Source organism: Variovorax cryoconiti (genome assembly GCF_051216395.1).
In the GTDB taxonomy this organism is placed as follows: Bacteria; Pseudomonadota; Gammaproteobacteria; order Burkholderiales; family Burkholderiaceae_C; genus Variovorax.
In genome coordinates, this window is sequence record NZ_JBPJZI010000001.1 from 650,419 (window position 1) to 664,392 (window position 13,974).

Genomic DNA, 13,974 nt, shown 5'->3' on the forward strand with positions numbered 1-13,974 from the left:
GCCTCCCTTCATGTCATTGACCCTTTCTTTCGCCGGCGAATCCGTGGCGGCCGACGGCACCCGTGCCACGCAGTTGCTGTCGGTGGTGCCGCGCCAGCTGGTCATCGCCGGCTGGACCGGCCGCGACGCCGCCGCCATCGAACACCACATCGAAGAACTCGAAGCGATCGGCGTGCCGCGGCCGTCGAGCGTACCGCTGTACTACCGCGTCGGCGCCGGCCTGCTCACGCAATCACCCGTCATCGAGGCGCTCGGCGCGCAGAGCTCCGGCGAGGCCGAGCCGATGCTCTTCTTCGCCGACGGCGAGTGGTGGCTGACGGTCGCGTCCGACCACACCGACCGCCATGTCGAGACCTACTCGGTCGTCGTGTCCAAGCAGATGTGCGCCAAGCCGCTGGCCACCGCCGCCTGGCGCTGGCGCGACGTGGCCGGCTACCAGGACGAACTGCAGCTGCGCTCGCGCATCCTCGAAGACGGCCAGTGGATCGACTACCAGAAGGGCAGCTTCGTCTCGATCCGCCCGCTGGCGGCCTTGCGCGACGGCATCTACCAGGCCGAGGGCGGCGCCGAAGGTCGCTTCATGACCTGCGGCACGCTGGGCGCCATTCCCAATGGCAAGGGCGAAGGCATCCGCCCTGCGACCGAGATGGAACTGGAGATCCACGACCCGCGCTTGAAGCGCAGCATCGTGCATCGCTACGCCGTGCAGGCGCTCGAGGTGGTCGCCTGATGGCCGCCGCCGCAGGCCTGGACATCACGACACTGCGCGCCCGCATCGCGCGGGGCGAGTTGTCGCACGAAGCCGTCGTCGCGCAGGCGATCGAGGGCGCGTCGTCCGATGCAGCGAAGCACGTCTTCACGCGCCTCTACGGCGACGCCGCGCTGGCCGCCGCGCGCCATGCCGATGCATCGCAACGCGCCGGTGTGGCGCTGCGCGCGCTGGCCGGCCTGCCCGTCACCGTGAAGGACCTGTACGACGTGGCCGGCGAGACCACGATGGCCGGCTCCGTCGTGTGCGAGGGCGAGGCTGCTGCAACGGCGGACGCCGTGGCCGTGGCGCGTCTTCGCATGGCCGGCGCCGCCATCGTCGGCAAGACCAACATGACCGAGTTCGCCTTCTCGGGCGTCGGCATCAACCCGCACCATGGCACGCCGCGCAATCCGGCGGATGCCGCGGTCGCGCGCATCCCGGGCGGCTCGTCGTCGGGCGCGGCAGTGTCCGTTGCGCTGGGTCTGGCGGTGGCCGGGCTGGGCTCCGACACGGGCGGGTCGATCCGCATTCCGGCCGCGCTGTGCGGCCTGGTCGGCTTCAAGAGTACGCAGTCGCGCGTGCCGCGCACCGGCGCCTTCGAGCTGGCACGCTCGCTCGACACGGTGTGCGCCATGACGCGCAGCGTGGCCGATTGCTTGATCGTCGATGCGGCCATCGCCGATGTGCCGTTGACCGTGCGTCGCCGCCCGCTGCAAGGCATGCGTTTCGCGGTGCCACGCACGATGATGTTCGACGGCATCGAACCCGCGGTCGCCCAGGCCTTCGACCGCGCGCTGGGCGTGTTGTCCGCTGCGGGCGCCATCGTGGTCGACCTCACGCTGGCCGAGCTGGCCGAGATCGCGCAGATCAACGCCCCCGGCGGCTTCTCGCCGGTGGAGGCTTCGGCCGTGCACCGCGCGCGTATCGGCGCGCAGCGCGAGCGCTTCGACCCGCGCGTGGCCGCCCGCGTCGACCTCGGCATGTCGGTGAGCGCGGCCGACTACATCGTCATGCAGGACCGCCGCCGCGACTGGATCGGGCGCGTCGAAGGCACCCTCGAAGGCTTCGACGCGCTGCTGTGCCCCACGGTGCCGATCGTCGCGCCGGCCATCGACGCGCTGGCGACCGACGAGGCCTTCTTCAAAGCCAATGGCCTGCTGCTGCGCAACACCTTCGCCATCAACTTCCTCGACGGCTGTTCGTTCAGCCTGCCGTGCCAGCGCGAAGGCGAGCTGCCGGTCGGACTGATGCTGTCGTCGGTGCGCGGCGACGATGCGCGGCTCGCCGCGGTGGCGCTGGCGGTCGAAGCGGCCCTGCGGGTTGATTGAGGCGCGGTCTTTGTGGGCGCGCGAGATTTTTAGACGTAGACGCAGCTAAGCAGGAATCGCCTGCTTGAGCGCCATGCCGGCAAGCCGCGCGGTGGCCAGGAGGCGATCGAGGTCTTGCCCGTGGCGGGCGCTGGCCGAGAGCCCCGCCATGGTGGTGCTGACGAAATCCGCCAGCCGATCCGCCTCCTGCGGGTAGCGTTCGGCGATGCTGCGGCGAATCACGTCTTGCGCAGCCACATGAAAGCCGCAGGCCGCGTCGCGCGCCTCCGGGTCGTTGCAGCGTGTGCCCTCCAGTACCAGACAGCCCGTCGCGGTGGGGTCCGCGGCGTAGTTGCGAGCGGCCTGCTCCAGCACCTGTGCAAGCGACACGGCCAACGGCCGGTCGGCGCCCAGGATCTCCAAAAGCGGGATGGCACCGGTCTCGGCATAGCGATCGAGGATGCGTGCATACAGGCCGGCCTTGCTGCCGAAGGCCGCATAGAAGCTGGGCGGGTTGATGCCCAGCGCTTTCGTCAGGTCCGCCACGCTGACAGCGTCGTAGCCGCGCTCGTGGAAAAGGCGCTGCGCGGTCACGACCGCTTCGTCCGGGTCGAATCCCCGCGGTCGACCGCGGGTGCGCGAAATATCTGTAGCCATGATTACAAAATCCTTGACAAGGGGCAGGGTACATTATGTATCATGCACTACATTAATACCCAGGAGTGATCCATGTCAGCGTTCAAAGACAAGTCGGTTTTGGTGCTCGGCGGCAGCCGGGGAATCGGGGCGGCCATCGTGCGGCGCTTCGTGGCGGACGGTGCGCGGGTGGCGTTCACTTACGCCGGCTCGCCGGAAGCGGCACAGCGCCTGGCGGCCGAAACAGGCAGCACCGCGTTCCTGGCGGACAGTGCCGACCGGGACGCGGTCATCGCCCGCGTCCGCGACAGCGGCCCGTTGGACGTGCTGGTGGTGAATTCCGGCATCGCCATCTTCGGCGATGCGCTGGAGCAAGACCCCGATGCCGTGGATCGCCTGTTCCGCATCAATGTCCATGCGCCGTACCACGCCTCGGTCGAGGCAGCGCGGCAGATGCCGCAAGGCGGGCGGATCATCGTGATCGGATCGGTCAACGGTGACCGCATGCCGATCCCCGGCATGGCGTCCTATGCGCTGAGCAAGTCCGCGCTGCAAGGAATGGCGCGCGGGCTGGCCCGCGATTTCGGCCCGCGCGGCATCACGATCAACATCGTGCAGCCGGGTCCGATCGACACCGACGCGAATCCGGAAGACGGGCCGATGAAGGATCTGATGCACAGCTTCATGGCGATCAAGCGCCACGGCCGTTCGGAAGAGGTGGCAGGCATGGTGGCATGGCTGGCGGGGCCCGAAGCCGGTTTCGTGACGGGGGCGATGCACACGATCGACGGTGCCTTCGGCGCCTGATCGCCCTCATCGGTGCCGTCGCGCTTCCCTCAGACGTAGAGCCGCTCGATCTCGTTCGCGTAGCTCTTGTAGATGGCGGAGCGCCGCACCTTCATGGTTGCGGTGACGTCGCCGTCGTCGTGGTCCAGTTCCTTGGCAAGCAGGTGGAAGCGGCGGATGTGCGACACCTGCGCCAGCTTGCCATTGCCGCGCGCCACCTCGTCGCCGATCAGCCTCAACACGTCGGCGTGCTCGGTGAGCGAGCGGAAGTTGGTGAAGGGAATGCGCTGCGCCTCGGCCCATTTGCCGACCGTCTCGTAGTCGATCTGGATCAGCGCACCGACGAACTTGCGGCCCTCGGCCACGATCACGCATTCCTTGATGTAGGGGCTGCCCTTCATCGTGTTCTCGATCTCCGAGGGCGTGAGGTTCTTGCCGCCGGCGGTGATCATGATGTCCTTGAGCCGGTCGACGATGCGCAGGTGGCCGTTCGGCTCCTGCCGCACCACGTCGCCGGTGTGCAGCCAGCCGTCGCGGATCGACTGCGCCGTGGCCTCGTCGTTCTTGTAATAGCCCGCGAAGACCATGTCGCCGCGCAGCAGCAGTTCGCCGTTGTCGGCCACGCGGTGTTCCACGCCCAGCGTCGGCGGCCCGACCGTGCCGACCACCACGTCGACGGGCCGGTGGCCGGTCACCATGCCGCTCGATTCGGTGAGGCCATACACCTCGACCAGCGGCACGCCCAGCGTGCGGAAGAAGCGCACGATGTCCGGCGGGATCGGCGCCGCGCCGGTGAGCGCCACGCGCACGCGGCGCAGGCCGATGAAGTTCTGCAGCGCGCGCAGCACCAGCCAGTAGCTCGCGGCATGCGCCGTGCGGTCGGCCAGCGACCAGTGCGTGCGCGGCTTGGCGGCCAGCGCCTCGCAGCGTTTCCATGCGCGGTCGAACAGCGCGCGCTGCAGGCGGCCGGTCTCCTGCAGCTTGATGCTGATCGACGCGTGCAGCTTCTCCCAGATGCGGGGCACGCCGAGGAAGATGCTGGGCGCGACCTCGCGCAGGTCTTCCTGCACGGTGCGGATCGACTCGCCGAAGTTCACCTGCGAGCCGAGGTAGGGCGGCACGAAGGCCGTCAGCATCTGCTCGGCCACATGGCACAGCGGCAGGTACGACAGGTGCGTGGTGTCGGCGTCGAGGCCGAGCCGGTCGACGATGCCCGGCACCACGCCGCGGATGTTGCGGTACGACAGCATTGCGCCCTTGGGTTTGCCGGTCGAGCCCGATGTGTAGATCATCAGCCCGATGTCATCGAGCGTCTGCGCGGCGAGCGCCGTGTCGACCAGCGCACCGCCGCCTTGCGCGGCAGACGCGGCACCGAGCCGCTCAAGCTCGGCGAAGGGCGTCACCAGGTCGCGATGTTCCGGCGCCAGGTTGCGCAGGCCCTTGGTCTCGATCACGACGATGCGGCGCAGGCGCGGCAGCAGGGCGAGCGACTCGATCACCTTGTCGGTCTGCTCCTGGTCTTCGCAGACGAGGACCTCGATGTCCGCATGGCCGACCACGTAGGCGACCTCGCTCGCCGGGCTGGTCGGGTACACGCCGACCGTCACGCCGCCGACCAGGCCAGTGCCCATCTGCGCCAGGACCCACTCGGTGCGGTTCTCCGACAGCACGCCGACATGGCCGCCGGCCGCGAGCCCGATCGCGCGCAGGCCGAGCCCGACATGCATCGCGCGCTCGGCATAGGCCTGCCAGCAGAGCGGCTTCCAGATGCCGAAGTCCTTCTGGCGGATCGCGATGTGCGACGGCTTGAGCCGCGCTTGCTCGCGCAGCATCTGCGGGAGGGTGAGTTCGGGCAGCTTCACGACAGCCATCTCTTGCGCCGCTTGTAGTGCTTGATGGCCTTGAAGCTGCGCGCCTCGCCGCTGCCGCCCACGCCCAGGTAGAACTCCCGCACGTCGGGGTCGGACGCGAGCCGTTCCGCGCTGCCGTCGATCACGATCTTGCCGTTCTCCATGATGTAGCCGCGGTGCGCCACGGCCAATGCCACCGTCGCGTTCTGTTCCACCAGCAGCATCGACACGCCTCGCTCGGCGTTGATGCGCGCGATGATGGTGAAGATGTCCTCGACCAGCTTGGGCGACAGGCCCAGCGACGGCTCGTCGAGCAGGATGAGTTGCGGCTGCGCCACCAGCGCACGACCAATGGCCAGCATCTGCTGCTCGCCACCCGAGAGGTAGCCGGCCAGGCCCTTGCGCCGCTCGTGCAGGCGCGGGAAGTAGCTGTAGACCGCGTCGAAGTCGGGTTTCGCGTCCTTGCGGCCGGTCAGTGCGTAGGTCGCGGCGACCAGGTTCTCCTCGATCGTCAGGTCCTCGAAGACGCGGCGGCCTTCCATCACGTGGCTGAGCCCGTCGCGCACCAGCTGCTGCGGCAGCCGGTCGGCCGTGATGCGGCCGTTGAACTCGATGCGGCCGGCCTCGACCTCGCCGTCTTCGAGCGCGAGCAGGCCCGAGATGGCCTTGAGCGTGGTCGACTTGCCTGCACCGTTGCTGCCCAGCAGCGCGACGATCTCGCCGCGCGGCACGGCCAGCGACAGGCCGCGCAGCACCTGCACCACCTTGTTGTAGACCACCTCGATGTTGTTCACACCGAGGACGATCTCGCCTGCCATGACCGCGCCTGCTTCCATCGGCCTACTTGCTGAGGTTGATCCAGTCGGACGCGGGCACCATCTTCTGCGCCTTCATGTCGGCCTTGTAGACGCGTCCCACGGGGATCGAGTTGCCGCTGATGGTGATCGGCGTGCCGATCAGGCCGCCGGTGTCGAAGTCCTTGATGGTGTTGAGCGCGGCCTTCAGGTTCTTGCCGTCCAGCGGCTTGCCGGCATCGAGCGTCCGCTTGGCGGCCTCGGTGAAGAGCATCGCGGTGAGGAAGCCCTGCGTGTAGGCGGTGCTCTGGTACTCAGGCCGCAGCGCGCGGATCTTGTCGAGCATCGGCGACTTGGCCGAGGTGTCGTAGTAGTAGCGGTAGGGCATCACGCCCATGAAGCCGTCGGCGCCTTCACCCATCTTCATGACGGTGGAGCTGTCCATGGTCCAGAAGGTGCCCATCCACTGGCTGGTCATGCCCATCTGCTTGCCCTGCTGGACGAACTCCGGAATCGGTGCCAGCACGTAGCCGTGGAAGATCGTGTAATCGGGCGCGGCGCGGCGCAGCTTGATGACCTCGGTCGACACGTCGACGCTGCCCGGCGGCGTCATGAGCTTGATCGGCACCGACAGGCCCAGCTTCTTCGCGGCGGCTTCGCTGGCCTCGATCGGGTCGCGGCCGAACTCGGAGTCGGAGTACACGAAGGCGACCTTGGCGCCCGGCTTTTCCTTGGCGATGTGGCGCAGCAGGATGCCGATCTGCTCGGTGTAGTCGGGGCCGACCAGGAACTGGTTCGGGTACTTGGCCGGGTCGTTGAGTTCGGTCGCGAAGGACGCGCCCGCCATCAGGATCTGGCCGTTGCGGTCGAGCTCGGGATTGATGGTCTTGGAGAAGCCGGTCGAGTCGCCGTAGTAGAGGTTGACCTTGTTCTGGCTCGTGATCTTCTTGAAGGCCGCGACCGACACGTCGACCTTGTAGCCGGTGTCTTCCGGCACGTAGCGCAGCTTGCGGCCCTTGATGCCGCCGGCGTCGTTCACGATCTTCACGTAGTCGGCCATCCCGGCGTTGATGCCGATGCCCGCGAAGGCGAACACGCCGGTCATCGGGATCGAGCCGCCGATGACGATGTCCTCGTTGGCCTGGGCGTGCGCGAGGGGCGCCACCAGTCCGATCCCGGCTGCGAGCAACAGGGCGCGGCGATTCTGCGAGAGCGTCGATGTCTTTTTCATGCTTGTCTCCTGGGGTCTAGTTTCTGAACGGCCATAGATGAAAGAAGCGGCGCGTGCGCCGCCACACTTCTGCGAGCCCGTGCGGCTCGAACACCAGAAATCCGACGATGAGAAGACCGAAGACGACGGTGCGTACCGGCGACAGGAACACCGTCATCTCGGTGCCACCGGGCAGGATGTCGACGATGAGCTTGAGCAGCTCGGGCACCATGGTCATGAAGACCGCGCCGAAGATGCCGCCGAGGATCGAGCCCATGCCGCCCACGATGATCGCGGCCAGGAAGAAGATCGACATCAGCAGCGGAAAGCTCTCTGGCGTGACCACGCGAAAGAAGTAGGCCCACAGCCCGCCCGCCACGCCGGCGTAGAAGGACGAGAGACCGAAGGACAGCAGCTTGTAGCGCAGCAGCGGAATGCCCAGCACCTCCGCCGAGATGTCCCGGTCGCGGATCGCGATGAAGGCGCGCCCCACGCGCGTGCGGAACAGGTTGGCCGCGCCCAGCACCATCAGGACCATGACGGGCACGATCAGCCAGTAGAGGCGAAAGGACGTGTCGAGCGCCACGCCGAACAAGGTCGCGGGCGGCAGCGAGATGCCGCTGGTGCCGCGGGTGAGCTTGAGGTTGGCGAAGAGGAAGTGCGTGATGAACGACGCGGCGATGGTGGCGATGGCCAGGTACAGGCCTTTCACGCGCAGTGACGGAATGCCCACCACCAGGCCACCCAGCATCGCGACAACGCCGCCCGCGATCAGGTTCAGCAGGAAGGGCGTGCCCAGGCGCGTCTCCAGGATCGCCACCGTGTACGCACCGAGCCCCATGAAGGCCGCCTGACCGAGGCTCACCAGGCCGGTGTAACCCGTGAGGATGTTCAGGCCCGTGGCGCTGGCCACGTTGATGGCGACGAGGCAGGCGAGGTAGAGCCAGTAGTCGCTGGCGATGAAGGGGAACAGCAGCAACAGCGCTGCGCCGATGGCGAGCCAGGCCTTCTGCGTGCGCGAGTCGAACAGCGCGGCGTCGGCGACGTAGCTTTCTTTGAGGGTGCCTATGCGCATGGGTGCGCCTGCTCGTGTTTGTTGCGTTGCTGTTCGGGGGGCGTGTGCAGGCCACCGGGTACTCCCCTCCGCGAATGTCCCCCGCCTTCGGCTCCTCCTTTATTTCGCTGCGGGGAGCACCCGATACCCTGCGCACGTGGACGCGGTGTGCGCAGGCTGCCGCCGGCGATCAACCACTGCGCGTCCGGATCGCGTCGATGGTGTGCTCTGCGCAGCGAAATCAAGGAGGAGGCCGCAGGCCGGGGGACATTCGCGGAGCAGAGTACGCCGTCGGCGTGATCTCGCCCCGAATGACTCCAAACGCTCTCAAGCAAAGGAAGCGCGGTCATCACAGCCTCTCGATCTCATGCGTGCCGAACAACCCGTAGGGCCGCACCATCAAGACCAGCACCAGCACGATGAACGTGGCCAGCAGCTTGTACTCGCCGCCCAGGAACGCCCCGGCCAGTGCCTCGATCAGGCCGATGAAGACGCCGCCGACCAGTGCTCCCAGCACGCTGTCGAGACCGCCCACGATCACCACCACCAGCACCGACAGCCCGAACACGCCCATCGACGACGAGATGCCGCCGATGGCGCCGACCATGATGCCGGCGACCGAGGCGATCATGGCCGAGGCCACCCACGCCAGCGAGAACACGCGCGGCACGTTGATGCCCATCGAATAGGCGGCCGCCTGATCCGACGCCGTGGCGCGCAGGGCCACGCCGCCGCGCCAGAAGCGGAATACCAGCAGCACCGCACCGATCAGCACGGCCGCGATCAGCGCACCGTAGAACACCTTGGGCGCGAGGAAGGCGTCGCCCACCATGATCGGCGCCTTGGGCAGGAACTCGGGCAGGCGCCGCTGGTCGGAGGTCCAGATGATCTCGACGAGGCCGACGAGGATGGACGCCAGCCCCACCGTCACCATGAACACCGAGATCGGCGGCTCGCCCAGCAGCGGGCGGATCATCGTGCGCTCGACGACGGCGCCCAGCAGGCCGGTGCCGATGACCGCGCCGATCACCGCCATCCAGATCGGCAGCGCGAAGCTGGCTGCAAAGGTGAAGAACAGGTAGGCGCCGACCATCAGCATCTCGCCGATGGCGATGTTCACGACGCGCGTCGCCTTGTAGACCAGCACGAAGGCGAGGGCGGCCAGCGCATAGAGACCGCCGCTGGCGACGCCGGTCAGGCTGATCTCGAAGAGGTAGGGCCAGTCGATCATGCGGCCTCGCTCGGCACGGCTTCGCCGCGCAGCTTGCGGCGAAGGTCACCCACGTCACCGGCGCCGAGGTAGGCGCGGATCACCTCGGGGTCGGCCTGCACCTGCGCCGGTGCGCCCTGTGCGATGACCTGGCCGAAGTTCAACACCACGACATGGTCCGACAGGTCCATCACCATGCCCATGTCGTGCTCGACCATCAGCACCGTCACGCCCCATTCGTCGCGCACGTCGAGGATGAAGCGCGCCATGTCCTCGGTCTCTTCGCGGTTCATGCCCGCGACCGGCTCGTCGAGCATCAGCACCTTCGGCTGCATGGCGAGCGCACGCGCCATCTCCACGCGCTTTTGCAGGCCGTAGGGCAGGGCGGCGACCGGTGCGTGGCGGATGTGGTCGATCTCGAGGAAGTCGATGATGCGTTCCTCGACGTCGCGGCGCAGCTCGGCCTCTTCGCGGCGCGCGCGCCCGATGTACAGCAGGGCGTCGAAGACGTTGGTCTTCAGGTGCGCGTGGCGGCCCAGCTTGATGTTGTCGAGCACCGTCATGCCACGGAACAGCGCGATGTTCTGGAAGCTGCGTGCCAGGCCCAGCCTGGCGCGCTGAGGCGGCGGCATGCGGGTGATGTCGCTGCCCTCGAACACCACGCGTCCGGCGGCCGGTCGGTAGAAGCCGGAGATGGTGTTGAAGAGCGAGGTCTTGCCTGCGCCGTTGGGGCCGATCACCGCGGTGATGGCGCCCGGCTGCACGCCGAAGCCCACGCCCGTGAGCGCCTTCACGCCGCCGAAGGCCAGCGTCAACGCCTCGACCTGCAGCACCGGCGATGCAGGGGCGGGGACGTGGCCGGCGAGCGATGCGGACATGGTGACGGAGCTTGGCGCGTGCGTGCGGAAAAGATGGCTAGGGTTTGCGTGACCAGCGGGAAAATCTACTTGTCCGTAGAATTTCTACTCGCCGGTAATGTCACCGTTCGCCGCAGGTCGCGGCATCCGGACTTTCCCGTGCCCACCCTTCTCGCCATGGCCACTTCCGCCCTTCGCACCGCCGCCCCGGCATCGCCCTGGGAGCCGGCGAGCACCCGCGCCCAGCAGCGCGAGGTCAAGCGCAATGCCGTGCTGCAGACCGCGGCGCAGCTTTTCAACGAGCGCGGCTTCCACGCCACCTCGCTCGACGACATCGCCGAGCGGCTCAACGTCAGCAAGCCGACGCTCTACTACTACGTCGAGAGCAAGGACCAGATCCTGCTCGAGTGCGTGCGCACCGCGCTCGACCTGATGCACGACGGCATCGAAGCGGTGCGTGCGGCCGGCGGCAGCGCCATCGCGCAGCTCAAGGCCTGCATGCGCATCTACACCGGCGTCGTCACGCAGGACTTCGGCATGTGCGTGATCCGCATCGGCGAAGACCCACTGCCCGATCCGCTCAAGACCGAGCTGCGTCGGCTCAAGGCGGGCATCGACCATCAGTTCCGCCGCCTCATCGCCGACGGCGTGGCCGAGGGTTCGCTCGCGCCGTGCGACCCGAAGATGGCCGCCTTCATGCTCGCCGGTGCGTTGAGCTGGGTCGGCCGCTGGTACCGCAGCGACGGTCATCTCACGCCCGAAGAGATTGCCGAGCAGGGCATCGACCTGCTGCTCAACGGCGTGCTCCAGCGCCCTGTGGCTGCCAAAAAGGCGGTGGCTTCGAAGGCCGCCGCCAAGACGCCTCGCAAGAAAGGAAAAGCATGACCACCTCCGAGCCCTCGCTCCTCGTCGGCCGTGAAGGGGACGTCGCCACGCTGCGCTTCAACCGGCCGGGTGCGCTGAACGCCATCGACGTGCCGATGGCGAATGCCTTCCTTGCCGCGGCACGCGAACTGTCTGCCGACCGGAGCGTGCGTGCCGTGCTGCTCAGTGGCGCCGGCAAGGGCTTCATGGCCGGCGGCGACCTCGCCGTGCTGCAGGCCGATCCGCTGCAGGGTGCAGCCGACCTGATCGGCCCGCTGCACGAGGCGCTCACGGTGCTCGCGGGCATGGACGCGCCGCTGGTTGCGCAGGTGCACGGCGTGGCGGCCGGCGCCGGACTGAGCCTGATGCTGCAAGCCGACTTCGTGCTGGCCGCCGAGGGCACGCGCTTCAATCTGGCCTACGTGAACATCGGTGCCAGCTGCGACGTCGGTGCTTCGTGGGCGCTGCCGCGGCTGGTGGGATTGCGCCGCGCGCTGGAGATCGCGATGCTGGGCGAGATGTTCGACGCCGCCGCCGCCGAGCGCATGGGCCTGATCAACCGCGTGCTGCCTGCCGCCGACCTCGAGCGCGAGGCGATGGCCTTCGCGCAGCGCCTCGCCCAGGGGCCGACGGTGGCGCTCGGGCGGCTGCGTCGTCTGATGCGCACCTCGTTCGAGCGCGACCTGCCCGGCCAGCTCGACGCCGAATCCGCGGCGTTCCGCGAATGCGCCACCAGCGATGATTTCCGACTCGGCATCGACGCCTTCTTCGCGAAGAAGACGCCCACCTTCACCGGCCGCTAGGCCGACACCTCTTCATCTTCAGGAGCAACCCATGAGCATCCAGGACATCTTCGTCGTCGGCACCGCCCGCACCGCCATCGGTACCTTCGGCGGCGCGCTGAAGGACGTGCCCAACACCCAGCTCGCCACCACCGCGGTGAAGGCCGCGATCGAGCGCAGCGGCGTGGCGCCCGACGCCATCGGCCACGTCGTGATGGGCAACGTGATCCCCACCGACGTGAAGGACGCGTACCTCAGCCGCGTGGCCGCCATCGACGCGGGCTGCCCGATCGAGACGCCGGCCTTCAACGTCAACCGCCTCTGCGGCTCCGGCCTGCAAGCGATCGTGTCGGCGGCGCAGGCGATCGCGCTGGGCGACTGCGGCATCGCCATCGGCGGCGGTTCGGAGTCGATGAGCCGCGGCCCGTACTTCGACACCTCGGCGCGCTACGGCATGCGCATGGGCGACGCGGTGCTGGTCGACTACATGCTCGGCATCCTGCACGACCCGTGGGAGAAGATGCACATGGGCATCACCGCCGAGAACGTGGCCGCGCGCTACCAGATCTCGCGCGAGATGCAGGACGCGCTCGCCGCGCAGAGCCAGCAGCGTGCCGCCGCCGCCATCGCGGCCGGCCGCTTCAAGGAACAGATCGTTGCGGTCGAGGTGAAGACGCGCAAGGGCGTGGTGCTGTTCGACACCGACGAGCATGTGCGCGCCGACACCACCGTCGAATCGTTGTCGAAGATGAAGCCGGCCTTCAAGAAGGACGGCCTGGTGACGGCCGGCAACGCCTCGGGCATCAACGACGGTGCGGCCGCCGTGGTGCTGGCGAACGGCGACCGCGTGAAGGCGCTGGGCCTGAAGCCGATGGCGCGCCTGGTCGGCTATGCGCACGCGGGCGTCGAGCCGGCGTACATGGGTATCGGCCCGGTGCCGGCCACGCGCAAAGTGCTGGAGCGCACGGGCCTGAAGGTGGCCGACCTCGACGTGATCGAGTCGAACGAGGCGTTTGCGGCGCAGGCCTGTGCGGTGATCCAGGAACTGGGCTTCGACCCGGCGAAGGTGAACCCGAACGGCTCGGGCATTTCGCTGGGCCACCCGGTCGGCGCGACCGGCGCGATCATCACGACGAAGGCGATCGCCGAACTGCACCGCACGGGCGGGCGCTATGCGCTGGTGACGATGTGCATCGGCGGCGGGCAGGGCATCGCGGCGATCTTCGAGCGCGTCTGAACGCGTCGCGCGCGGCGCTCAGGCGTTCTTGTTGCGCGCGGCCTTGCGACCTTCGGGCCGGGCCGCTGCGGGCGGCGCCGCGCTCGCATTCGCCTGCTCGATCCACGACAGCGTATCGACGTAGGCCATCAGGCGATTGAGGTAGTCCGGCGACACATCGCGCATCAGCGTGATCGCGCGGTGCACCAGGTGCTGCGAATTGAGCGGCCCGGCGTTCTCCGGCATCCTGGCCTGCGACTGGGTCAGCCGCCGGTCGGCGCTCAGGCGTGACCAGGTGCTGCGGAAGTAGCGCAGTGACTTGAGGTCGGAGGTGCCCTGCAGTACGGCCGGTGGGGCAGTGCCTTCGGTCGCACCGTTGCGCTCGGCGACGTGCGCAAGCAGTTCCGCCAATCCGCTCGCAGCGGGCGTCGTCGCAGGCACTGTCTTCTTCTTCGATGTGTCGCTCGCGGCCAGCGTCGCGCTGTACGCGGTCACCAGCTCGGCCAGCCGCTCGTCAAGGCGGCGGCGCGCCTCGCCCTCGTGCGCGGCCGTGCGCCGCGCCAGGGCTTCGATGAAGCGGAAGCGCACCGGGTCGAGCCGATCGGCGCCGTGCTGGCGCCATGCGTCGAGCGTTTCGCTGACCGTGGCCACCGTCGA

At 68.2% G+C, this 13,974-nt stretch carries 14 protein-coding genes; 6 read left to right on the forward strand and 8 right to left on the reverse strand.

Going from position 1 to position 13,974, the window contains the following annotated elements; all coding sequences use genetic code 11:
- The first annotated feature begins 10 nt into the window (after positions 1-10).
- Entirely contained in the window at positions 11-730 is a 720-nt protein-coding gene (locus ACSFA2_RS03245; protein WP_435453857.1) for a DUF2848 domain-containing protein, read from the forward strand.
- A complete protein-coding gene (locus tag ACSFA2_RS03250; protein WP_435453858.1) occupies positions 730-2,079 on the forward strand; it encodes an amidase in 1,350 nt (449 codons plus the stop codon). The genes ACSFA2_RS03245 and ACSFA2_RS03250 overlap by 1 nt, the downstream gene beginning before the upstream one ends.
- A gap of 45 nt (positions 2,080-2,124) precedes the next feature.
- On the opposite strand, the gene ACSFA2_RS03255 is transcribed toward ACSFA2_RS03250, so the two are convergent.
- The gene (locus tag ACSFA2_RS03255; RefSeq protein WP_435453859.1) at positions 2,125-2,652 is read right to left on the reverse strand and encodes a TetR/AcrR family transcriptional regulator; all 528 of its coding nucleotides are present in this window, start codon (positions 2,650-2,652) and stop codon (positions 2,125-2,127) included.
- A 135-nt stretch (positions 2,653-2,787) separates the two neighbouring features.
- Here ACSFA2_RS03255 and bdcA point away from each other — a divergent pair, with 135 nt between their 5' ends.
- The gene (gene bdcA, locus ACSFA2_RS03260) at positions 2,788-3,501 is read left to right on the forward strand and encodes an SDR family oxidoreductase (protein ID WP_435453860.1); all 714 of its coding nucleotides are present in this window, start codon (positions 2,788-2,790) and stop codon (positions 3,499-3,501) included.
- 29 nt (positions 3,502-3,530) lie between these two features.
- On the opposite strand, the gene ACSFA2_RS03265 is transcribed toward bdcA, so the two are convergent.
- From ACSFA2_RS03265 to ACSFA2_RS03290, 6 genes are all read right to left on the reverse strand, one after another.
- Positions 3,531-5,351 (reverse strand): AMP-dependent synthetase/ligase, encoded by a 1,821-nt coding sequence (locus ACSFA2_RS03265; RefSeq protein ID WP_435453861.1) that lies wholly within the window; start codon positions 5,349-5,351, stop codon positions 3,531-3,533.
- Positions 5,339-6,148, reverse strand: coding sequence for an ABC transporter ATP-binding protein (locus ACSFA2_RS03270; protein WP_435453862.1), 810 nt, complete (start codon positions 6,146-6,148; stop codon positions 5,339-5,341). Before ACSFA2_RS03270 ends, ACSFA2_RS03265 begins: the two co-directional genes overlap by 13 nt.
- Positions 6,149-6,170: 22 nt before the next feature.
- Positions 6,171-7,355: an ABC transporter substrate-binding protein gene (locus ACSFA2_RS03275; protein ID WP_435453863.1), complete on the reverse strand. Its 1,185-nt coding sequence runs from the start codon at positions 7,353-7,355 to the stop codon at positions 6,171-6,173.
- A gap of 16 nt (positions 7,356-7,371) precedes the next feature.
- Entirely contained in the window at positions 7,372-8,409 is a 1,038-nt protein-coding gene (locus ACSFA2_RS03280) for a branched-chain amino acid ABC transporter permease (protein ID WP_435453864.1), read from the reverse strand.
- Between the two features lie 328 nt (positions 8,410-8,737).
- Positions 8,738-9,619 (reverse strand): branched-chain amino acid ABC transporter permease, encoded by an 882-nt coding sequence (locus ACSFA2_RS03285; RefSeq protein ID WP_435453865.1) that lies wholly within the window; start codon positions 9,617-9,619, stop codon positions 8,738-8,740.
- A complete protein-coding gene (locus ACSFA2_RS03290) occupies positions 9,616-10,476 on the reverse strand; it encodes an ABC transporter ATP-binding protein (RefSeq protein ID WP_435453866.1) in 861 nt (286 codons plus the stop codon). Before ACSFA2_RS03290 ends, ACSFA2_RS03285 begins: the two co-directional genes overlap by 4 nt.
- Before the next feature lie 156 nt (positions 10,477-10,632).
- Between ACSFA2_RS03290 and ACSFA2_RS03295 the strand changes: the two genes are divergently transcribed.
- The 3 genes from ACSFA2_RS03295 to ACSFA2_RS03305 are packed head-to-tail and all read left to right on the forward strand — an operon-like array spanning position 10,633 to position 13,338.
- A complete protein-coding gene (locus ACSFA2_RS03295) occupies positions 10,633-11,340 on the forward strand; it encodes a TetR/AcrR family transcriptional regulator (RefSeq protein ID WP_435454167.1) in 708 nt (235 codons plus the stop codon).
- Positions 11,337-12,122, forward strand: a complete 786-nt coding sequence (locus ACSFA2_RS03300) for an enoyl-CoA hydratase/isomerase family protein (protein ID WP_435453868.1) — start codon at positions 11,337-11,339, stop codon at positions 12,120-12,122. The genes ACSFA2_RS03295 and ACSFA2_RS03300 overlap by 4 nt, the downstream gene beginning before the upstream one ends.
- A 31-nt stretch (positions 12,123-12,153) precedes the next feature.
- Complete coding sequence (locus tag ACSFA2_RS03305) at positions 12,154-13,338, forward strand: acetyl-CoA C-acyltransferase family protein (protein WP_435453869.1); 1,185 nt, start codon at positions 12,154-12,156, stop codon at positions 13,336-13,338.
- An 18-nt stretch (positions 13,339-13,356) separates the two neighbouring features.
- Here ACSFA2_RS03305 and ACSFA2_RS03310 read toward each other — a convergent pair whose 3' ends face one another.
- Positions 13,357-13,968 (reverse strand): DUF2894 domain-containing protein, encoded by a 612-nt coding sequence (locus tag ACSFA2_RS03310; RefSeq protein ID WP_435453870.1) that lies wholly within the window; start codon positions 13,966-13,968, stop codon positions 13,357-13,359.
- Between the last annotated feature and the right edge of the window lie 6 nt (positions 13,969-13,974).